At 35.9% G+C, this 20,527-nt stretch carries 15 protein-coding genes and 2 pseudogenes; 6 read left to right on the top strand and 11 right to left on the bottom strand.

The genetic code is table 11. From position 1 onward, the window contains the following. The 3 genes and pseudogenes from RCH13_RS05165 to lptB form a co-directional block, all read right to left on the bottom strand. Entirely contained in the window at positions 1-594 is a 594-nt protein-coding gene (locus RCH13_RS05165; RefSeq protein WP_326986166.1) for a hypothetical protein, read from the bottom strand. Positions 595-610: 16 nt separating this feature from the next. Next, entirely contained in the window at positions 611-2,338 is a 1,728-nt protein-coding gene (locus RCH13_RS05160; RefSeq protein WP_326986269.1) for an ABC transporter ATP-binding protein, read from the bottom strand. Between the two features lie 517 nt (positions 2,339-2,855). Beyond that, positions 2,856-3,581: pseudogene (gene lptB, locus RCH13_RS05155) on the bottom strand (LPS export ABC transporter ATP-binding protein); the annotation flags it as partial. Positions 3,582-3,710: 129 nt separating this feature from the next. Here lptB and RCH13_RS05150 point away from each other — a divergent pair. Continuing rightward, on the top strand, positions 3,711-4,205 hold the full coding sequence (locus tag RCH13_RS05150; RefSeq protein WP_326986165.1) for an RNA polymerase sigma factor: 495 nt from the start codon (positions 3,711-3,713) through the stop codon (positions 4,203-4,205). Continuing rightward, positions 4,198-4,872 (top strand): beta-carotene 15,15'-monooxygenase, encoded by a 675-nt coding sequence (locus RCH13_RS05145; protein ID WP_326986164.1) that lies wholly within the window; start codon positions 4,198-4,200, stop codon positions 4,870-4,872. The genes RCH13_RS05150 and RCH13_RS05145 overlap by 8 nt, the downstream gene beginning before the upstream one ends. 31 nt (positions 4,873-4,903) lie before the next feature. On the opposite strand, the gene rpoN is transcribed toward RCH13_RS05145, so the two are convergent. The 5 genes from rpoN to RCH13_RS05120 all read right to left on the bottom strand — a co-directional run bounded on the left by rpoN (position 4,904) and on the right by RCH13_RS05120 (position 9,881). After that, entirely contained in the window at positions 4,904-6,382 is a 1,479-nt protein-coding gene (gene rpoN / locus RCH13_RS05140; protein ID WP_326986163.1) for an RNA polymerase factor sigma-54, read from the bottom strand. A 294-nt stretch (positions 6,383-6,676) separates the two neighbouring features. Next, on the bottom strand, positions 6,677-6,904 hold the full coding sequence (locus RCH13_RS05135) for a DUF2683 family protein (RefSeq protein WP_326986162.1): 228 nt from the start codon (positions 6,902-6,904) through the stop codon (positions 6,677-6,679). Between the two features lie 34 nt (positions 6,905-6,938). After that, on the bottom strand, positions 6,939-8,384 hold the full coding sequence (gene asnS / locus RCH13_RS05130) for an asparagine--tRNA ligase (protein ID WP_326986161.1): 1,446 nt from the start codon (positions 8,382-8,384) through the stop codon (positions 6,939-6,941). 188 nt (positions 8,385-8,572) lie between these two features. Then, positions 8,573-9,193: a hypothetical protein gene (locus tag RCH13_RS05125; RefSeq protein WP_326986160.1), complete on the bottom strand. Its 621-nt coding sequence runs from the start codon at positions 9,191-9,193 to the stop codon at positions 8,573-8,575. A 1-nt stretch (position 9,194) separates the two neighbouring features. After that, complete coding sequence (locus tag RCH13_RS05120) at positions 9,195-9,881, bottom strand: LA_2272 family surface repeat-containing protein (RefSeq protein ID WP_326986159.1); 687 nt, start codon at positions 9,879-9,881, stop codon at positions 9,195-9,197. Positions 9,882-9,984: 103 nt separating this feature from the next. Here RCH13_RS05120 and RCH13_RS05115 point away from each other — a divergent pair, with 103 nt between their 5' ends. Then, positions 9,985-10,914, top strand: coding sequence for an XRE family transcriptional regulator (locus RCH13_RS05115; RefSeq protein ID WP_326986158.1), 930 nt, complete (start codon positions 9,985-9,987; stop codon positions 10,912-10,914). A 126-nt stretch (positions 10,915-11,040) separates the two neighbouring features. Here RCH13_RS05115 and rimM read toward each other — a convergent pair whose 3' ends face one another. Both rimM and RCH13_RS05105 read right to left on the bottom strand, forming a co-directional pair. Further along, on the bottom strand, positions 11,041-11,583 hold the full coding sequence (gene rimM, locus RCH13_RS05110; RefSeq protein WP_326986157.1) for a ribosome maturation factor RimM: 543 nt from the start codon (positions 11,581-11,583) through the stop codon (positions 11,041-11,043). A gap of 249 nt (positions 11,584-11,832) precedes the next feature. Continuing rightward, positions 11,833-12,375, bottom strand: a pseudogene (locus RCH13_RS05105) (30S ribosomal protein S16); the annotation flags it as partial. A 495-nt stretch (positions 12,376-12,870) separates the two neighbouring features. On the opposite strand from RCH13_RS05105, the gene RCH13_RS05100 reads away from it, so the two are divergent. The 3 genes from RCH13_RS05100 to RCH13_RS05090 all read left to right on the top strand — a co-directional run bounded on the left by RCH13_RS05100 (position 12,871) and on the right by RCH13_RS05090 (position 19,763). Beyond that, complete coding sequence (locus tag RCH13_RS05100; protein ID WP_326986156.1) at positions 12,871-13,248, top strand: hypothetical protein; 378 nt, start codon at positions 12,871-12,873, stop codon at positions 13,246-13,248. Between the two features lie 9 nt (positions 13,249-13,257). Next, the gene (locus RCH13_RS05095) at positions 13,258-16,974 is read left to right on the top strand and encodes a T9SS type A sorting domain-containing protein (RefSeq protein ID WP_326986155.1); all 3,717 of its coding nucleotides are present in this window, start codon (positions 13,258-13,260) and stop codon (positions 16,972-16,974) included. Between the two features lie 632 nt (positions 16,975-17,606). Next, positions 17,607-19,763, top strand: a complete 2,157-nt coding sequence (locus tag RCH13_RS05090) for a TonB-dependent receptor (protein WP_442784617.1) — start codon at positions 17,607-17,609, stop codon at positions 19,761-19,763. Positions 19,764-19,972: 209 nt separating this feature from the next. Here RCH13_RS05090 and RCH13_RS05085 read toward each other — a convergent pair whose 3' ends face one another. Continuing rightward, positions 19,973-20,491 carry a hypothetical protein gene (locus tag RCH13_RS05085; protein ID WP_326986153.1) on the bottom strand — a complete coding sequence of 173 codons (519 nt, stop codon included), beginning with the start codon at positions 20,489-20,491 and terminating at the stop codon, positions 19,973-19,975. Positions 20,492-20,527 lie beyond the last annotated feature (36 nt).

Genomic DNA, 20,527 nt, shown 5'->3' with positions numbered 1-20,527 from the left:
TTAAATTTTTACCCGTGCAACTTCTACAAAATGAAAGACCTGCTTGGTTTTCGGATTGTAAATTAGGGTACTGCTATTCGGGTAACGTTTCAGTTTATAATATTCTATACTCTTGTCATTTTTAATGTTATCCAAAAAGCTCATGTCAATGGTATTTGCCGGAATAAATTTCTCAATAAAACTGAGTTTATCGATAAAGCTTTGCCCATTAATTTTCTCTACCACTTTATCAGATTTTGTTTCATCCGTAGTTTCCTGTTTTTCTAAAAATGGAATAAGAAGTTCTCTTTCGGATTTATACTTAAAAATGTAAGCGGGTGCACCATTCGGAAACGTAAATTTCTTTCCTGTAAAGTCACTGATCATCGCAGGTTCGCCACTGGGAAAAATTTCCTGAAATTGCGCATTTTCCGCATTCGTCATAGAGTTAATGGAATTGCTTACCGTTTCATTCAAAGTTTCTTTTACCGCATTTTGGGCAGTTTCTTTTACCGTAGTTGTGGTTTTTTCGATGGTCTCATTGATCTTTTCCTCGATATTTGAGCAAGAATTCAGACCAACTAAAGCTGTTACAGCAATGATATATTTTTTCATATTTCGATTTTTATAATTATTTTTCTTTAAATGAGTTCATTAATTTATCCAGGTTCAAACTTCTGGCAGAAGCATCAAAAATTTCGCGGTACGTTCCATGCAAATCTATCAGTTCATCGTGCGTCCCACTTTCGACTACTGTTCCCTTTTTCAGGACATAAATACAATCCGAATCTAAAATTTGCGAAAAGGAATGAGAGATCATAACCACAGTTCGTCCTTCCTTTATGGCATCCAAAGAGTTCTTAATCTGTTCTGTGGCAATGGCATCTAAACTTGCCGTGGGTTCATCTAAAAAGATAATGGGCGGGTTTTTCAAAAACAAACGCGCAATCGCAATTCTCTGTTGCTGTCCTCCAGAAAGTTGGGTCGCATCATGCTCATATTTCTGCGGCAATTCTGTAATCTGATCGTGAAGATATGCTTTCTTCGCTGCATTTTCAATCTCTTCGAAAGTTGCGTTGATGTTTCCATACCGAATATTATCTTCAATGCTTCCCTGGAAAATATGGTTCTTTTGTAAAACTAAGCCAATATCATTTCGCAAAGACGTATTTTCATAGTGATTTAAATCAACATTATCCAAAATAATATCACCAGAATCAGGAAGATAAAACTTGCACAAAAGATTGATAACGGTGGATTTTCCGGCACCACTTAAACCAACCAAAGCCGTAGTTTTTCCGTTTTTGATATGCAAGGAAACATTGTGCAAAGCTTTGGTTCCATTCGGATAAGTGAAGTCAATGTTTTTTAATTGAAAATCTCCTTTCACATTTTCTTCCACGAAATTTCCATTCGGTTCTGTTTGATCATCTGCATTTAAAATATCAAAATAACCTTCCGCATAAATCATGGCGTCATTCATATCATCATAAATCCGGTGCAATTGCCGGATTGGCGCGGAAATATTATTAAATAATAAAATGTGCAACATAATCGCTCCAATAGTCATTTGCTCATCCAGCACCAAATAAACGGTTAGCAGAATAATTAAAACCACCCCAAATTGTTCAATGAAAGTTTTTAAACCATCATAAATAAAATTAGTTCTTCGCGTGTACAATTGACTGTCCATGAGTTGCATCTGCAAATCATACTGTTTTTTGCCCTCAAATTTTTCTCGTACGAAACTTTTAATTACCATGATGGAATTAATCAGGTTCAAAAGTCCAGAAGTTTTTCTTTCCCTTTGATTACGTAATTGTCGCCGAACACCTGATAATTTTTTGGCTTGTAAAGAACTTATGGCAAAATAAATTGGAACTACGATGGTAGAAACCAAACCCACATACACGTTTTGCATATACATAATCACCAAGGCGATAAAGGCATTGGAGAAAAGGGGTAAAATATCAATGAAGAAATTTTGAACCAGCTTCGTCAGGCTTTCAATGCCGCGGTCAATTCTTTGTTGAAGCTTTCCGGATTCGTGGTTTTCATTCGTATAGAATGCAACGCTGTACGTTAAAATCTTATCAATGGCCGATTGTGCCAAAACGGAACTTGTACTTATTCTAATCTTTTCGCCGTAAAATTTCTGCCCAAATTGAATGAAAATATTTAATAATTCCTTTCCGAGCAAAATGGAAGAGATAATTACCAAAACATGAATTCCCTCTGTCATCGGGTCAGGAAGCTGGATTAATTCCGTGACTTCATCTACGGTATATTTTAAAACCAAAGGATTTACCTGTGCCATTAATGCCCCAATAAAAGTAAGAAACAGCGTAAAATACATCATCTTTCGGTAAGGTCTGATGAAGGGAATCAGCTGCTGATAAATATGATAAAGGGTGATGGTTCGGTTGAAAGGTTTTGGCATCTCTAGAAATAAGGCGTGCTTAATTTTTGATTGTTACGAAATCATTTTTTTTAAGAGATTATTAAATTACTTTAGATTTGAGTCTACAATTTCTAAAGTTTTAAAATTCAAAAAGATAGGTCGTCAAATAATGCAAATCAGCTCTGCTGCTCACTTTCGCGGCAGATTCTACTTCTTCTACAAGGTGGGTAGAATTGATTTCTTGTTTTTGAAAGAGAAAGGCATTGTTGGCAGTTTTATCAACCACATTATTAAAAATATGTTCAATTTCTGAATTGGCCAAAGACGCAAAACTGATATCATCAAAGCCATAAATCAAGCGCAAATTCTCCATATCCCGAAAATTTTCATCCACAAAACTTTGAAACTGGTTTTTCGAATCGAAGTTTCCTGCCCAAATATTATAAGCGAAAGTCCGTTTTTTCGGCTTGTTTAAAATATCCTGATACACAAAATTTTCTCCTAAATAAGCTTCCCGAACTTGTGGATCATTTGCCAAATCATGAGGCAAACCTTCTTTTAAAATCTTACCCTCAAACATAATATAGGTTTTATGCGTAATGGCTAGAGTCTGCTGCACATTGTGATCCGTAATTAAAATTCCGATATTTTTATCGACTAAATTCCGTACAATTTTTTGTATATCTTCTACCGCAATGGGATCTACACCCGCAAAAGGTTCATCAAGCAAAATAAAGTTGGGACTTGTTGCCAGACATCTTGCGATTTCTGTACGGCGTCTTTCTCCCCCAGAAAGCAAATCTCCCCGGTTTTTTCGAACATGCTGCAGAGAAAACTCTTCAATGAGCTCTTCACACTTCATGTGTTGTTCCCTTTTGGATAATTTGGTCAGCTGCAGAACGCCGAGAATATTATCTTCTACGGAAAGTTTACGGAAAACAGAAGCTTCTTGCGCCAGATAGCCAATACCTTTTTGTGCGCGACGGTACATGGCATCGGTCGTAATTTCCTTATCATTCAAGAAAATTTTTCCAGAGGTAGGTTTTACCAATCCTACAATCATATAGAAAGAAGTGGTTTTTCCGGCACCGTTTGGACCTAGAAGTCCCACAATTTCACCTTGTCTAACCTCCACTGATACGCCTTTTACTACCTTTTTCGGTCCGTACTCTTTGATCAAATTTTCTCCTCGTAGAATCATAGGGCAAATATATCGAAATAGTTTGAGTTGAAGTATTGCTAAAAAGCGATTATGGTGCGAAATGAAGCTGGATTTAGTTAAAATTCGGTTAAAAAAATCTATCTTCGCTCCTATAAATTTTCGCAAGTTTTGAGTACGAAAGAGAAAGAATTTTCTAAACTGGTAAAAGACAACCAAGGATTAATCATCAAGGTTTCTCGTCTTTATACCAATTCTCTGGAGGATGAACAGGATCTTTTTCAAGAAATCGTGTTACAACTCTGGCGCTCTTACGACTCATTTAAAGGAAACTCGAAGATTTCTACTTGGATGTACCGCGTTGCCCTCAACACCGCCATTACCCTTTTCCGAAAAAAGACAAAATCTCCGCAAACCGACGAATTACTAGACTTTCATTACAAAGATTATGTGGAAGACGATGATGAAAAACAGATGCAAATTTCTTTGCTCTACAAAGTAGTAAAAATGCTTCCTAATGTGGAACGCGCAATTGTAACCATGTATCTAGACGATTTACCTTATCGTGATATTGCAGAAAACTTAGGGATTACAGAAGTTAATGCACGTGTGAAAATGAACAGACTGAAGAAAACGTTAAAAGAATTAATGCAGAAACATGCCTGAATTTGATATAGATCAGTTTAAAAAATCTTGGCAAGAGCAAAACGTTCAGCCAAAATATAACAGCACCGATATAGAATTGATGCTCAATAAATCATCTCGAAATTACGTGAAATATATCCTGCTCATCAGTTGTGCAGAATTTTTGGTGATTTTGGCAATGAACTTATACAACCTTTTTGCAGGTGGTGAATCCACTACTTTCCTGGGTATTTTAGAAAAATTTGGCGTCATCAATTCGCCAGATATTGAAAGTAATTTTGACCATTTGTATTTGGGTCTAAAAATCGTGAGTCTTTTGCTGACGGCCTACTTTGTGATCCGATTTTATGAAAATTACAAGAGAATAAATATTGAATCCAATCTTAAAAAATTAATTGAGCAAGTTATTAAGTTCAAAAAAACAGTTAATTTTTTTATAATCGCCAATATTTTCTTGATGGTTATTTATTCCATGACCTTGGTTGTTTTCACCAATCATATTTTGGTGGAACAAAACATACTGCTCACTAAGTCTACTCTTGTTGGATTTTATGTAGGATTTTTCCTCCTTTTGGGTCTAAGTGTTTTTCTGATTTGGTTTTATTACAGAATTGTCTATGGAATTATTCTGAAAAGATTAGGTAATAATCTGGCGGAATTAAAGAGAATAGATTCACAGAATTCATAAAAAAAAAGGTCATTTTTCAATGACCTTTTTGTTATAATTCTTTTCTTAATCTTGCGACCGGAATGCTTAATTGCTCCCTGTATTTCGCGATGGTTCGCCTTGCAATATTGTATCCTTTCTCTTTCAAAAGTCCAACTAAGGCATCATCTGTCAAGGGTTTTCTCTTGTTCTCTTGACTGATTACATCTTGAAGATGCGTTTTAATTTCTCGTGTAGAAACCTCTTCCCCATCATCATTCGTTAAGGAATCTGAAAATAAATTTTTCAGGTATAAAATTCCATTTGGTGTATCTGCATATTTACTTTTGACCACGCGAGAAATGGTAGAAATATCAAAACCGGTGATATCTGCAACATCCTTCAAAATCATGGGTCTCAGAGACTTGTCATCTGCAGTGATGAAATAGTCTTTTTGTAATTTAACAATGGCAGAAATCGTTTGAAGCAAGGTATTTTGGCGCTGATTTATAGCATCGATATACCATTTTGCAGCATCTAATTTTTGCTTGATAAATAAGGCAGCCTGTTTGTGTTCAGCCGATTTTTTATCGTGCGAATACGTTGTTAAAATATCTTTGTACTCATCTGAAACCCGCAAAGAAGGTGCGTTTTTGCTATTTAATGAAGGGATTACATCAACCTGACCGTTTTTCCCTTCTTTAATTTGGATGACAAAATCAGGGATAATTTCTTGGTTTAATGTAATGGTTTGGGTATCAAAATTACCGCCCACTTTTGGAGATAATTTAGAAATCACTTCCAGCGCATCTTTTAAATCTTCCTCTTCAATATCATATTTCTGAATAATCTTATTGTAATGTTTGTTCGTTAAAGCATCAAACTGGCTTCTTAAAATGTTTCCCGCTAAAATAACGGCTTTGTCGGCGCTTACTTTTTTCTCTATTTGCAAGAGAAGACATTCTTGTAAATTTCTGGCGCCCACTCCCGGTGGATCCAATTTTTGGACATAATTTTCTAAGATTTCAACCGCATTTTCTTTGGTGGTAGAAATCCCTTGTGCAAAAGCCAAATCGTCTACAATCTGCTTGATTTCTCGCCGCAAATAACCATCTGTATCTAAATTCCCGATAATGTATTCTGCAATCTGTAAATCTTCACCTTCAATGGAGGACAAACGAATTTGCTCCAAAAGATAATCATACAGCGACTGACCTTCCGTTAAGAGCGATTGGTTATCAAATTCCTCATCATCTGCGGAATAATTATTGGCAGAGGACTTATAAGCGGGTTCATCATCAAAAATATAGTCATTCACATCAAAATCAGTGTCGATGCTTTCATTTCCTTCCGTTTCAAAACTTTCTTCTTCTGCGGAATATTCTTCTTCTTTATTTTCTTCCTGAACTTTTTCTAAAGCTGGATTTTCTTCTAATTCACGTTCCAATTCTTCTTCAAACTCAAGTGTATGAAGCTGAATCAACTTCATCAATTGAATTTGTTGGGGAGCCAATTTCTGGCCCAATCTCATTTGAAGATTTTGTTTTAACATATATTTCTAAACTATATTTCTAAATTTTCTGGATCATTCCGGTTATCAAAGAAGGAAAGGATTTCTATTTGCTTTAATTTTACTTGGTAATAAATGGAAAAATTCTGTAAAATTTAAATCCTCCGAACTTCGGTGAAAGGCTGCAATTCTTCCCCCATAAAAATGTTTTTCTTAAGTAGAGAAAGTTTGCTTTTAGTTTCCTTTCTTATTTTTTTTGAATATACGTTCGATTGATTATTCTTTATCCAATATTTTAAAATATCAGCACTTTCTTTCTTCGCATGTTCCGTCCACTTAATTGAAAACATCATCAAGAAATTGCTCAGCTTCTTCTTCAGAAACAAAGTTCCCGATTTCAGCATCAATTAAACCTCTTCGAATGGACTCCTCCGCGACTTTGGAAATTTTCACTTTTATTTTTTCTTGATCTCCACTTTTAAAACGAATCTTCATTTCTTCTAAAAGCGCTTTTAAAATATCGAGTTGTTTTTTGGTTTCTGGGTAAATAATTAAATTTTCCATAGAATCATCTTTAATTCAAAGTTAACATAAAAATTTAGAACTCCGCATTCTTAGGCGTTCTCGGGAAAGGAATAACGTCTCGAATATTCGTCATACCCGTTACGAAAAGCACCAATCTTTCCAAACCTAAACCAAAACCTGCATGCGGAACCGAGCCAAATTTTCGGGTATCCAAATACCACCAAAGCTCTTCCTCATCTACGTTCATGGCAGTCATTTTATCTTTTAAAATCTGCAGTTTCTCTTCTCTTTGAGAACCTCCAATGATTTCTCCAATTCCTGGGAATAAAACGTCCATCGCTGCTACCGTTTTGCCGTCTTCATTTAATTTCATGTAAAATGCTTTGATTTCTTTTGGATAATCAAAAAGCACCACGGGACATTCAAAATGTTTCTCCACTAAAAATCTTTCGTGCTCACTTTGCAAATCTGCACCCCATTCTTCGATCGGGAACTGGAATTTACCTTTCTTATTTTCTTTGGAATTTCTTAGAATATCAATCGCTTCTGTGTAAGATACCCGTTTGAATCTTTTCTGAATAACGTTTGTCAATTTTTCAATAAGACCTTCGGAAGCTCTGTCTTTCTCAGGCTTCTGTTTCTGCTCTTCTGCAAATCTTTTATCCAAAAATTCCAAATCATCTTTGCAGTTTTCCAATACATAATTAATTACATATTTCAAAAAATCTTCTGCGAGATCAATATTGTCTTCTAAATTATTAAAAGCAACTTCGGGCTCCACCATCCAGAATTCCGCAAGATGACGCGTGGTATTAGAATTTTCTGCGCGGAAAGTAGGTCCAAAAGTATAAACTCTACCCAATCCCATCATCGCAGTTTCTACACTTAATTGCCCAGAAACGGTAAGATTCGTTTTCTTTCCGAAAAAATCCTGTTCGAAATCGATCTCGCCGTTTTCTCCCCGCGGAATTTCATTCAAATCAAAATTGGTAACGCTGAACATTTCTCCAGCTCCTTCTGCATCTGCACCCGTAATAATCGGCGTATTCATGTAGAAAAACTGGTTTTGATTAAAAAATTGGTGAATTGCGAAACTCACTGCACTTCTTACGCGGAAAACTGATCCAAATAAATTAGTACGGAAACGCAAATGTGCCTGCTCACGCAAAACTTCTAAGGAATGCTTTTTCGGTTGAAGGATGGTTTTATCTCTTTCTTCTGTAAAATTATCACCCAAAATTTCAATTTTCTTGGCGATAATTTCTATGTTTTGTCCGGCACCTTGACTTTCTACCAATTCTCCTGTGATCTTCAGCGAAGCAGCATTGGTAATACCTTTAAGAATATTGTCATCAAATTTTTCAAAATCCACCACGATCTGTAAATTGTTAATGGTAGAACCATCATTCAAAGCGATAAATCGGTTAGAGCGAAAGGCTCTTACCCAACCTTGAATAGTAATATCATGATGTACTAATTTTTTATAATCAGTAAGTAATTCTTTAATTGTTGTTCTCATATTTGCTAAAAAATCAATAAATGCAAACTTACTAAAAATTGGCGTAATTCTTGATGAAAGGAAAAATTTTTGCGGAAAAAACCCTGCTATTTTTCAATGTGTTACGGGATTCCTGATTTGCTCAGATAAAAATTGAGAATCAGATTTCGACAAATCTAAAATCATTTTATACTAATTTAAAAAAAACTTTACAACTTTAAAGAAACCAGCGCTTCTGCGGAAAAAACATTAAATTGATTTGGCACCCGATCGCGATACCATAAACTGAAAGATCCAAAATTTGCCTTGATTCCGAACCCCAAATTTCCGCGCCAAATCCGAAAACCCTGCCCCAACTGAAGCGTGGAAATTGTTTCTTCATCAATTACAATCTCTGCGCTTCCGGGAGTTTCTTGTTCACGCGCTGAAGAATCCGGAATGTCTTTTCCATCAACAAGAGTACTGAAAGTCAATTCACTCATCCATTCTACTTTCTGAGCTCCAAGGGAGAACTCTCTAATCAGTCTTCCACCGAGATTTACAATAACCGGTTTTGAGGTTACTGCATAAATATTCCCATCTTTTCCAAAGTCAAAATTATACAGGGTATTTCCAGTTTTTACGTTTCCACCAAACTCTAATCTGGCACCTTCTTCAATTGGATACCGATACCACATTCCAAAACCAATTGCACCATTTTGCTTCGGAATTTGTGCAGAAAAATCAGAAGACACAGAAAGTTCCAGAACAATTTTATTTACACTTTTTACTTTTGAGGAGATTTGTGCTTTAATGCTTATCATTCCCACTAACAAAAATAATTGTTTCATTTTAAAAATTTATGAAGGGTAAAGTGCGTTTTGCATTTTTGTTCCAAAATCCAAGTTGAAGTCCTTTTCTACTTTTAGATTTGTTGATGATTCCTATTTGAATTCCTCTTAGATTGGACGTGCTATTGTTAATTCCAACCTGCAACCCATTTCCTTCAGTAATTTCATTAAAGAGACCCAACTGAATTCCATTAAATTTTTCTGCAGTATTTGAAAAAGCGACCAAAATTCCATTTCCATTTTCCGTAGAATTATTGAGCCAGGAAACATGTACTCCATTCAATTTTCCGGAATTATTATTGAAGCCATTAAAAGTAATTCCGTTCGATTCCTGCGCGATATGATACATGGAAATTCCAATTCCATTGAGTGTTCCGCCATCTAACATTCCACCTGTAGAAAGATGAAGTCCGTTGATCGAAACAGTTTCACTACCTTTTTCTGGTACCTCTAATGCTGTTGGAATCAGCAAATAAAGCAGGGTGATCGGATTTAGCTGAAAATTAATTCCGTTGATCTTTCTATTTTCATAACTATCCAAAATTCCTACGTTTAAACCGTTTGTCTTTCGGGAAACAGCAGTTGGGTTAATCGTTAAAGGGGACCATTTTACATTTTCAACCTCTGAAGTTTGGGCGAAAGCAAAATTGGTAAGAAAAATTGCGAGTGATAAGATTGTCTTTTTCATGATATTCTTTATTTAAATTATACCTCAAAAGTATCCCGCAAACGCAACCTACTCAATGTGAAAATGAGTTAATAATTTTACTACATTTGTGAAAATCGCAAATATGTATCAGGAGCAATTATTGAAAGAGATTCGCAGAAAAATTGGAGAAAAATCTCTGAATGATGAATTGGCAAATGTCTTAAACATCAGTTATGATGCAGCGCACCGAAGAACTACCATGAAGTCTAAATTTTCTCTGGAGGAAAGCGTGCAACTTGCGAAATTCTATAATATCTCTTTGGATCAATTTATCCAAGATGAAACCAACGTCATCGCGAAAAAAACAAAACCGATCAGAACCGCGACTGATCTTCTGAATTACTTTGAGCAAGCTCTGCTTTTATTGAATGATTTTAAAATTAATCCTGACACGAAAGTTTATTATTCTGCGAAGGATATTCCATTTTTTTATACCATTTCCGACTCCATTTTATCCAAGTTTAAACTGTTTGTTTGGATGAATCTTTTAAATGAAAAAAATTTTATGACGCCTTTTGAAAACTTTAAACTGGAAAAATATGCGGGTAAAAGTGGAGATCTAAAATTCCTATACGAAAATTTAAATGTGACAGAAATTTGGAACAGCACAACAATTTCCAGTATTTTGAATCAGATCACTTTTTACACCGAAATTAAATTAGTGACTAAAGAAACTGCGATTTTGATTTTGGAGGAGTTGAAGGGATTGATTTGTAAAATTGAACAAAAGGCGGAAAACGGAAGTTTAAAATTTCAGATTTACGCGCACGATTTGTTGATTTTAAATAATAGTATTTTGTTTGAAAGCAAAGAGAAATCCTCGCTTTTTATTCCATTTAATATGTTTGGATATATGATGACAGATGACAAAAACACGTGTGATGATGCACTCAATTTCTTTCAGCATCAGATTAAAAACTCCACGTCCTTAAGCTTTACGGGTCAGCGTGACCGTAAGAAATTCTTTAACAAAATGCGGGAAAATATTGAAATGGTGGCTAAATTTTTGTGAGATTCTAACTCAATAAAAAATTGGAATATTTGGAAAGCTAAGCCGCGACCCGACTTGAGTGGATTCCGATGTAAATTCGGGAGGGAAAGGAAGGCGGAAATGTTCGCCCAAAAAATAGAGAAAATACTACTCGTCTTTCTTAGACGGAACCAAGAAAACATCCATCAACCCTTCTGGTAAGGACATTTTTAAAAATTTATCTTCGCGGTTGAGTTCCAGAATCCAATCTCTGATAATCGGAATAACGATTTGTTTACCGGCTAAATCCAGCACGAAATAATGCTGACCGGTTTGGTCATTAATCGTTTGAATCGTTCCACATGTTTTACCGTCTTCTTCCCGAATTTCAAAACCTACGACTTCATGGTAGTAGAATTTTTTTCCGGTGAGTTCTGGCAAGCCAGAAAGTGGCAAGTAAACATCTTTTCCTACGACCTGATCAACAAGGGCTTCGGAGGAATTTTTAAAGGAGACGATGAGGGTTTCACCTTTGCTCCAGGATTGTTTGGCAATAAAAAAAGGAACCAATAATCCGTTGATGTCAACGAATATTGATTCCAATTTACTATACATTTCAGGTTGGTCTGTATCTAATTTTAAAAATACATTTCCCTGAAGACCGTGTCTGCGTGTGATTTTTCCTAAAAAATAGCAATCTTCTTTGCGCATCACGATTTGTTTTTTTGATTAAGCTTTCGCTTCCTCAGTCCCTTCTTCAGTTGCTTTGTCTTCAGTTCCTGTAATTTTTTCAGTAACGTTTGCTACTGTTTCTTTTACGGAATCCACAGCTCCTGAAACTGCAGCAGCAGCTTCACCAACTTTTTCAGCAACAGTTTCTACTACTGTTTTATTTTCTGTAGCTTCTTCCGCAGGTGCGTTTGCAGCCTCTTCAGTTGCTAATGCTTCAGCGTCTTTTGCATCTTGCGCAGCTTTTGCTTCTGCATCTTTCGCATCTTGCGCAGCTTTTTCTTCTGCTAATTTAGCATCCGATTCAGCTTTTGCATCTGCTTCTATTTTCGCAGCAGCATCTAATCTTCCTTGGTTTACTTTGGTTTCAGCCTCAAAAGCCGCTTTTTTAGCATCATCTTTAGATTTCGCTAAGCTGTCTTTTTTACCTAGAACTTGTTGCTCTTTTCCTTCTAACCAAGTTGCAAATTTGCTATCTGCAGCAGCTTGATCGAAAGCACCTTTATCAACTCCACCTTGTAAGTGTTTTTTGTAAAGAACGCCTTTATAAGAAAGAATAGCACGAGCAGTATCGGTAGGTTGAGCACCGTTATTTAACCATTTTACTGCTGCATCCACGTTTAATTCTATAACCGCAGGATTTACAATTGGGTTGTAAGTACCGATTTTTTCGATGAATTTACCATCTCTTCTCGCTCTTGCATCCGCAACTACAATGTGGTAGAAAGGTTTTCCTTTTTTACCGTGTCTTTGTAATCTAATTTTTACTGACATAAATGTTTGTTTTTTGGGAACTCGTCCCGATTAATTATAAGGGTGCAAAGATACTTATTTTTTCCATTTTGGCAATTGATAAATTGCTCTTTTAAAGTTATTGCAATTAGGTCATCTTCATCTTTAAATACACCTCTAACTTCTCCTATATAGTAGGTTATTTTGTGGACACGCATTCTTAGATCAATATTTATTCTCTCTTCTGCCATTAAATGTGGAGGTTAATATTTAAGAAACATCAGTTTATGCTAGGCAAAGTGAAATTTAGGTGTGTTTACCATAAAAACGGGGATTCATCTCCTACTTTTTGAGGTGAATAATATAGGAGAATATACAATAATTATGTCTTGTTCATTACATATTAAATACTCAACACATTATTAATCAATTTATTACGAACTTTTATTGATATTTAACTTTTGCAATTTAGAAACTTTAGTAAAGAAATCTGTATATTTAACCATCAAACAAACTACTGTTTTACATTCTTTTCTAATGAAATATTTCTTCCTTCTTTTCGCTTCTCTAATGTCCTGTACCAGTATGAGCACCGATCCCGAAAATTCTAAAAGCAACGACGTAATTGTGAATCAAGAAAGCGATTTTAAACATGTGCTGAGTAAAGGTGGCACCTATACGTTACATTATAAAATGGAAGAAGAGAAAAATAGTCCTGTAAAAAGATTCACATACTACGTAACCACTACAGCAGACAAGAAGGTGGCACGGAAAAGTGAAACCGTGGCAGCAGAAAAAATCTACTGGAAAAATAACTACACATTAGCCATCATTCCTTACGTAGAAGTAATGAGAGCCAGTACAGAGGTAGGAGTTAATCCACAACAACAAGAAATTTTAATAACAATTAAATAATTTTTAAGTATGAATAAGAACTATCATGTGCGAAGTTTTCTACTCGCAGGTTCTGTCGTATTACTTTCGGCTTGTCAGCCAGTTAGTAACTCGCAAACCGAAAATAATAGGAATTGGTTTCCGCTAGGAAACACTGAAAGAACCATCGCAAATGCGCCGGTGGAAATTTCTGAAACCTCTGTTAATACAGATGTTCAGACCACTTCAAAAGTGGAAATTACTGCGGTTAAAACTGGTATCACCGCTGATCAACCAAAATTTAATTCTGCATTCAGCAACCTTTCCGACGATGAGTCTATGGTTGAACTAAGAAAGCAAATGTTAATTGGTCTTTCTAAACCAGGCGAAAATGTTTACAAAGAAATTGCAGACCGAAAGGAAAGAAAACGATTAGGAGTTAAGGTTCCAGGTGACGTGAGCGGAATTGTAGAAATGGCAAATTATCGCAGAAATATCACCATGCCGATTGGGACTGATAAAATGCTTTATGAAAACGGTTTCTTAGAAAAAGAATATGCGAAAGCAGTTAGCAGCCCATTCTTAAAACAAGCTAAAGCAGCTAATTTTGACACTTCTCGTAACAGTACTTATGCCTTACCAAGTGTAGTTTGGGAAGAAAGAGGACCCAATAACATTCCGGGTAGAGGAAGAAGTATTGTAGTTGCGCCGAATAACCCGAACAAATGGTACAATGCAACTGTGGGTGGTGGAGTTTGGATTACTGATAACGCGGGATTAAACTGGAGAACAACTACAGATTTCGCTATTCCAAACTTGTCCACAAGTACATTGGCAATCTCTGATTCTAATGCAAATATTGTTTATGCGGGAACAGGGGAACCTTTTGGAAATCTTGATGCTATTACAGGATCTGGAATCGTAAAATCTTTAGATGCAGGTGAAACTTGGACTTTCTTATCAAATACTGCTTTCGGTAGTATCGGTAGATTGTTGGTAAATCCTACAAATGCGAATCAGCTTTTTGCTGCTACTGCTACTGGAATTTACCGTACTAATGACGGCGGAACTTCTTGGACAAAAATCTATACAGGTCCAGGAACTACATTAAACGTTCAAGACTTAAAAGCGAGTGCAGATTTCAGTACATTATACGCTTCTGTAAACACTTATGGAATTATAAAATCTACAGACGGTGGTGCAACTTGGACAAGAGTTTTTGATGTAACAGGTAAATCAATCAAGAGAATGGAAATCGCTATTTCTCCTGCTGATAACAACACCATTTTTCTTAGTACAGAAAGTGGAACTACTACAGGTTTATACTTAAGCAGTGATGCAGGTGCAACATTCGTAGTTCAAACTTACGCAAGTGGAGACAGCAAAGAAATTCTTGGTGCTCAAGGTTGGTATGACAATATGATTACCGCTCACCCTACAGATAAGAATATCGCTTATGTTGGAGGGATTTATTTAGCTAAAGTTACCGTAAACCTAACCGCTAATACCTATGCAGTAAAAAGTATTGCAAGTGGATATGATGGAACAAAATTAAACACTTATGTTCACCCGGATCAGCATGGTCTAGTTTGCCAGGTTAATCCTGCAAATGCAGCACAATTCCGACTGATTTTAAATAATGATGGTGGTATTTATTACACCGATTATAAAACCAATCCAGGAGAAACTCAAAATGACTGGAAAGTAAAAGCAGCTGGACTGAACAATACTCAGTTCTATGGTGCCGATAAAAAGAAAGGTGAAGATTCTTATGTAGCTGGAGCGCAAGATAATGGTTCTTCTGCTACAATTGCAGGACCTTCTTCTGCAGCTTCTTCTTATTTAGCTTTACTCGGAGGTGATGGTTTCGAAGCACTTTGGAATTACAGAGACACCCAAAAATTAATTTTTGGTTCTCAGTATAATAATTTTGCTGTTTCTAGAAACGGAGTTACAAATATTGGCTTGTTAAATGCAAGGAATGCTGACTATGGTTCTGCAAAATCACCATTCTACTCTAAATTACATAATGCGAACAACAATCCTGATGTAATATTTACAGTATCTTCTACAGGTGTTTGGAAATCTCCGGATTTTGGAACTACTTGGAGCGTAAGTCCATTTACTGTTGCGAATAATGGTACTTGGTTAGGTTCTGCATCGTATGCAACCGCAAAAGTATCTGTTGCAAATCCTGATGTAATCTGGGCTGTTTCCGCTGTTACAGGTGGAACAGGCACTACCTATAGAGTGAATGTTTCAAGAGATAACGGAAGTACGTTTAACAAAGTTACAGGAACAATGCCTATCACAGGAAGTTTTTATTCTTCAGGTCTTGCACCATCTAGCGTAAATCCAGGTCAAGCCTACACTTTATTTAGTGTTGCCAACCAAGCTAAAGTTGTGAAAACAAGCGATTACGGTGCAACATGGACAGACATTACCGGTTATTCTACTGCTACTGCAACGGGATTCCCGAATGTTCCTGTTCATAGTTTCTTAGAAATGCCTTTTGATACTAATGTTCTTTGGGCAGGTACTGATATTGGAATTTTTGAAACAACCAATGGGGGAGCAAATTGGTATTTAATTGAACAATTTCCACCGGTATCCGTTTGGAATATGAAGATTGTAGATGACCAAGTTGTTCTTGCTACTCACGGTAGAGGTGTTTGGACCGCAACGGTGCCACAACTTAGCAGTTACGTTTTGCCCGATTACGTAGGCGCACCCGCAATTAAGAGTACAGCTCAAAACGGGATCCATACCATGAAAGGGAAAGCAGTATTTAATTATGCTACTCCACAAATCACCGATCTAAAAGTTTTTGTAGATAACGTTTTTGTTTCTACTATTTCTAATACGGTACCTAATACAGATTACACCTTTATTACAGGTGACCTTACAGAAGGTAGTCATACGATTTCTGTTTCAGGTTTATATAACGCTGGAGCTGATGAAAGCGTAAAAGGGGTAGGTTCTGTAGAAATTATTAATTTCAACGCAGGTGCACCTAGCGTAAATATTCCAACGTTTGCTAATACAGATGTTTACATTGGAACTACAGGTAAATTTGTAGTTGATAATCTTTCTTCTAAATTTACTTTTAACGTTTTAAATAACGTAGGACACCCTTATGCTAACGCGACAAACTATCAGACTTATTTAAGAACACCGATTGTTATTAATTCTGATTCTAAAGAAAGTTTAACGCACATGGCATTTACAGAAGCAGGATATGACTTTGCAGTAGTAGAAGCTTCTAAAGATTTAGTGAACTGGTTTCCAGTTGCTACATATGATGAAAGTTCTTTCCCAGAATGGGCGAATGTTTCTACAGCAGCAGGCGTTACAGAGGCTAAATTTAAGACCACAATCTTAGATTTCCCAGCTAACTTTAATTCAGGAGATGAAGTTGCGGTACGTTTCCGATTAACTACAGATCCAGGTGATGTAAGATTTGGATGGATTTTAAAATCTATCGTACCAACCTCAACTTTGGCAACCGATGCAACTACTGCACCGACAAATCAAATTGCGATTGCTCCTAACCCAGCCACATCAGATACTAATCTTTACCTTCCTGCAACTACTAAAGGAAATGTAACGATTGGAATCTATGATGCCTCTGGAAAAGTGGTGAAAACACTTAGCAAAGCAGCAGCCTCTAAAATCAATTTAGATGTTACCGCTCTACAACCAGGACTTTACCTTGTATTAGTAAAAACTGAAGCAGGAAACAAAGCACTGAAATTATTAAAAAAATAGAATAATAAATCTATTTTAACAACCAAAGATTGGATCAATTTCCATTTCTTTGGTTGTTTTTTTATTTAAAATCATCTCATTAAAAATCTTCGACACTCTTGCCTTGAAATCAAAATCTTCACTTTTTTTTTATAATTCCTTTTTTCCTAAGTCTATTATCAATGTCTTTTTCTAATTACACCCTCTTGAGTAGTGACATGAAGAAAGCCGCTAAAGTTGATTGCTGTTATCAGATTTCTGATGACACTAATTTAATTTTACCTTCTGATAAAAATTCAATTGAAAAATACGCATTCAATGAAAACTATTTTGGATTAAATGATGAGCTGAGTATTGCAAAACAGAATAGTATGATCAGAGATGAAGTGCCAATGAAAAAGGCTTTAGCAAAACTTCAGCTGCATCGAAATAAGAGAAAATTAAGAAGTTCCTCTCCCAGAAATAATTTGCGGCTTTGTAAACCAAGTTCTTTTCTAATAGCATTCTTGAAGTCTGGGGCAATCTGGAACACCAATGGAATTTTTTACAAGCCCTCAAAATTGCTCGGAATTTATAGTCAAATTCAAAATTCCACCACAAGTTTTATAATTTTGATTCCATCAAAAATTATCAATTATTTTCACTCCATATTTATGAAATTACAAATATTATTTGGTGCTTTAATCGCATCAACTTTCCTAATGGGTCAAAATCAAGAAAAACCCCTCGATACAATTCAGATTTTAGGCAGACCTAAAATACAAAAAGAAAGAGCAGAATTTATTCGCCATGCACAGAGTACAGAAACTCTGGGAAGTTACGAGCTAAATAGAAACAATTCTGCTTTTATAGAACAAAGTTTAAACACCATGTCTGGCGTTCAGGTAGATAAAAGAACCAATCTTGGGGGTCAACGCGTGGTGGTTCGTGGTTATGGAAATGACCAAAAATTTAACAATTGGGGCGTTAAATTCTATTTAAATGCTGTACCCTTAACCAACGCAGATAATACCACGGTTTTAGAGGGAATTGATTTTTCCTTAGTCAATAATGTAGAAGTCATAAAAGGTCCTGCGGGAACTTTGTACGGAAGCGGAGTTGGGGGTGTTGTACGGTTTTACATGAGACCCGAAACTGAGAAGGGAATCACTTTGTCTCAAAAAGTGATTGGTGGATCTTTTGGATTATTGCAAACTGCAACCCGAATTGATGCCGTGGGCGATAATTATTCCGTCATGCTCAACTATGGTCATACCCAAAGTGATGGCTACCGACCAAGAGGTTCTAGTTTAAGAAATGATTATGCGTTCTTAGGAAACTTCAAGCTTAACCCGAAACAAAGCTTAACCGTTTACGCAAGTCAAAACTATAGTAATGAAGGCGTTTCTGGTCAGATTTCATACAGCGATTATTATGCGGGAATTGATCCGGGGAATTTTGCCTACGCGAAAAAAAATGCAAGAAATAAGTTTATTACTTCTCGCGCTTCAGTCTCGCATAATTTAGAGATCTTACCCAATTTATCAAACACCACGTCGATATTTTATTCCCACTTAGATGCAGAACGTTCTGCGGCTGGAGCTTTGGAATACAGTGAAAATCCTAATTATGGTTTCAGATCTGCCTTTAAACTGAAGAATAGAATTAATCAAAATTTTAAAAGCGAGCTTGAATTTGGGGCAGAATATATTATTTCTCGTTCCCTTATTTCTAACTACAGGTTTACGGGAACAAATGACGATATTCCCTTACAAGTGGCGCCACTTTCGAGAGGTTCTTACTTCAAAAACTTTAATGAAGGACTCAATTTTTTTGCGGTGGATCGTTTGACTTACACGCCATGGGAACTTACGCTTGTAGCTGGAGTGAGTGGGAACAGTGCGAATTACAGCAGAAATGATTTGCTTGCATTGCCAGGATTAATTACGGGATACAACAAAAATTTATCATATGAGAAAAAGTACAATACTGTGTTTACGCCTCATTTCGCACTACAAAAAACCTATCGAAATCAAATATTCAACTTGAGTTATAGTGAGGGTTACAACGCTCCAACCTCCAGCAGTTCCTTTATCAATGGATTAAATGTAGCCAATGACGACTTAAATCCAGAACGTGCAAAAATGTGGGATTTCAGTGTTCAAGGACTTGTTGAGCATACCAAAATTGATTATCAGGTTTCTGTTTTCAGATTGAACATTAAAGATAAACTCACGCAATTATCGAGTATCGCGAACGGTACTGCTTATAATTATTTCGCAAATACAGGTTCCCAACGAAATCAAGGTTTAGAAACAAGTATTGGATACCTTTCAAAAAATGACAATCGTTTTTTAAACATTATTCGTCCCTTTGCAACCTGGTCTTATTATGACTTTAAATATGTTGATTTTAAAACATTGACAGAGGGTCAACTCAAAGTTTATGATCACAAAACAGTAGTTGGTGTTCCAAGAAATAAATATTCGTTGGGACTGGATGTAGAAACGAAAATCGGACTTTATCTGAACAACACATTTAATTATTTAGGTGGAGTATTTACCGATTTTGATAATACGAATTTGGTGAAAGGATTTACCCAATACAATGCTAAATTAGGTTTGAAAAAATCTTTTGGGAAGTTTGAATTTGATGCGTATGCAGCGGGTAACAATTTAACCAGTCAGATTAATTACACCTTCTTATTTTTAGGAAACAGTATTAATGACAGTGATGCAGGTTCTAATTATCCGGGAGAAAAAACGGATATTAATCCAGGACCAAGCAAAGCGTACTTCTTCGGCGGTGTCAATATTAAATATCGCTTTTAGAAAGAATAATGAACAATGAATCGCCTTAAAATAATTTTTTACGGCGATTTTTTTTAAGAAGCATCAAGATTCGTCTATCACAGAAGAGTGTTTCCTGCTGTCCGTTTCAATCTTTTTTATACTTATAAAAAAGGATTTCCACTGCCATCAGGGCTACAATTTTACAAGTGATTTTTTTATAATTTTTGACTCCTTTCTCTTCATTTATATTACTGAAAAAAGACCATAATCACCGCTAAAATGAATCCTAAACCAGCGTAAACCATTCCACGGCGAAAAGCTTTAGACTTAAAATTAAACATCCAAAAAGAAGAAATCACAAAGAAGAAAAGCACAAAACCAAAAACGGTATTTAAAGTAGCATACCGATGCGTACTTGTAGATTTATGCAGGTCATTAAACTTTTCTAAAACCACTGGAAGTTTCATTTTAGAATATTTAGTTTCTCCAGTTTTTACATTGTAAGAGCCATTTTCAAAGGTTTTTAGATCGCCTGAACCGGGAACAAAGTCAATGTTTCGCATTTTAATTTCTTTCGCCAATTCCTTTTCGGTCATATTCGGTTTTAAAACTATTTCCGTTTTATTTTCCTTTTTCAAGAAATTCGTATCTCGGTAAATGAGTAAAACGCCACTCAGCGAATAAACGGCCATAATCCCTGCCGCGAAATATCCTAAATAACGATGCGTAATCCGCATGAAGGATTTGGTATCTTTAATTGCTGCCATGATTTTAATATTCTGTTATTGTTTTTGCTTTCAATA

The sequence above is a fragment of the Chryseobacterium sp. MP_3.2 genome (assembly GCF_035984805.1).
Classification (GTDB): Bacteria; Bacteroidota; Bacteroidia; order Flavobacteriales; family Weeksellaceae; genus Kaistella.
Note: the sequence above shows the minus strand (reverse complement) of the source record. Positions and strands in the feature narration are given on the sequence as shown.

What these genes read in the sequence shown, in the direction of transcription:
- RCH13_RS05165 (WP_326986166.1), bottom strand. Translation starts at nt 594, where the DNA reads ATGAAAAAATATATCATTGCTGTAACAGCTTTAGTTGGTCTGAATTCT.
- RCH13_RS05160 (WP_326986269.1), bottom strand. Translation starts at nt 2,338, where the DNA reads ATGATGTATTTTACGCTGTTTCTTACTTTTATTGGGGCATTAATGGCA.
- RCH13_RS05145 (WP_326986164.1), top strand. Translation starts at nt 4,198, where the DNA reads ATGCCTGAATTTGATATAGATCAGTTTAAAAAATCTTGGCAAGAGCAA.
- rpoN (WP_326986163.1), bottom strand. Translation starts at nt 6,382, where the DNA reads ATGTTAAAACAAAATCTTCAAATGAGATTGGGCCAGAAATTGGCTCCC.
- RCH13_RS05135 (WP_326986162.1), bottom strand. Translation starts at nt 6,904, where the DNA reads ATGGAAAATTTAATTATTTACCCAGAAACCAAAAAACAACTCGATATT.
- asnS (WP_326986161.1), bottom strand. Translation starts at nt 8,384, where the DNA reads ATGAGAACAACAATTAAAGAATTACTTACTGATTATAAAAAATTAGTA.
- RCH13_RS05125 (WP_326986160.1), bottom strand. Translation starts at nt 9,193, where the DNA reads ATGAAACAATTATTTTTGTTAGTGGGAATGATAAGCATTAAAGCACAA.
- RCH13_RS05120 (WP_326986159.1), bottom strand. Translation starts at nt 9,881, where the DNA reads ATGAAAAAGACAATCTTATCACTCGCAATTTTTCTTACCAATTTTGCT.
- RCH13_RS05115 (WP_326986158.1), top strand. Translation starts at nt 9,985, where the DNA reads ATGTATCAGGAGCAATTATTGAAAGAGATTCGCAGAAAAATTGGAGAA.
- rimM (WP_326986157.1), bottom strand. Translation starts at nt 11,583, where the DNA reads ATGCGCAAAGAAGATTGCTATTTTTTAGGAAAAATCACACGCAGACAC.
- RCH13_RS05100 (WP_326986156.1), top strand. Translation starts at nt 12,871, where the DNA reads ATGAAATATTTCTTCCTTCTTTTCGCTTCTCTAATGTCCTGTACCAGT.
- RCH13_RS05095 (WP_326986155.1), top strand. Translation starts at nt 13,258, where the DNA reads ATGAATAAGAACTATCATGTGCGAAGTTTTCTACTCGCAGGTTCTGTC.
- RCH13_RS05090 (WP_442784617.1), top strand. Translation starts at nt 17,607, where the DNA reads ATGAAATTACAAATATTATTTGGTGCTTTAATCGCATCAACTTTCCTA.
- RCH13_RS05085 (WP_326986153.1), bottom strand. Translation starts at nt 20,491, where the DNA reads ATGGCAGCAATTAAAGATACCAAATCCTTCATGCGGATTACGCATCGT.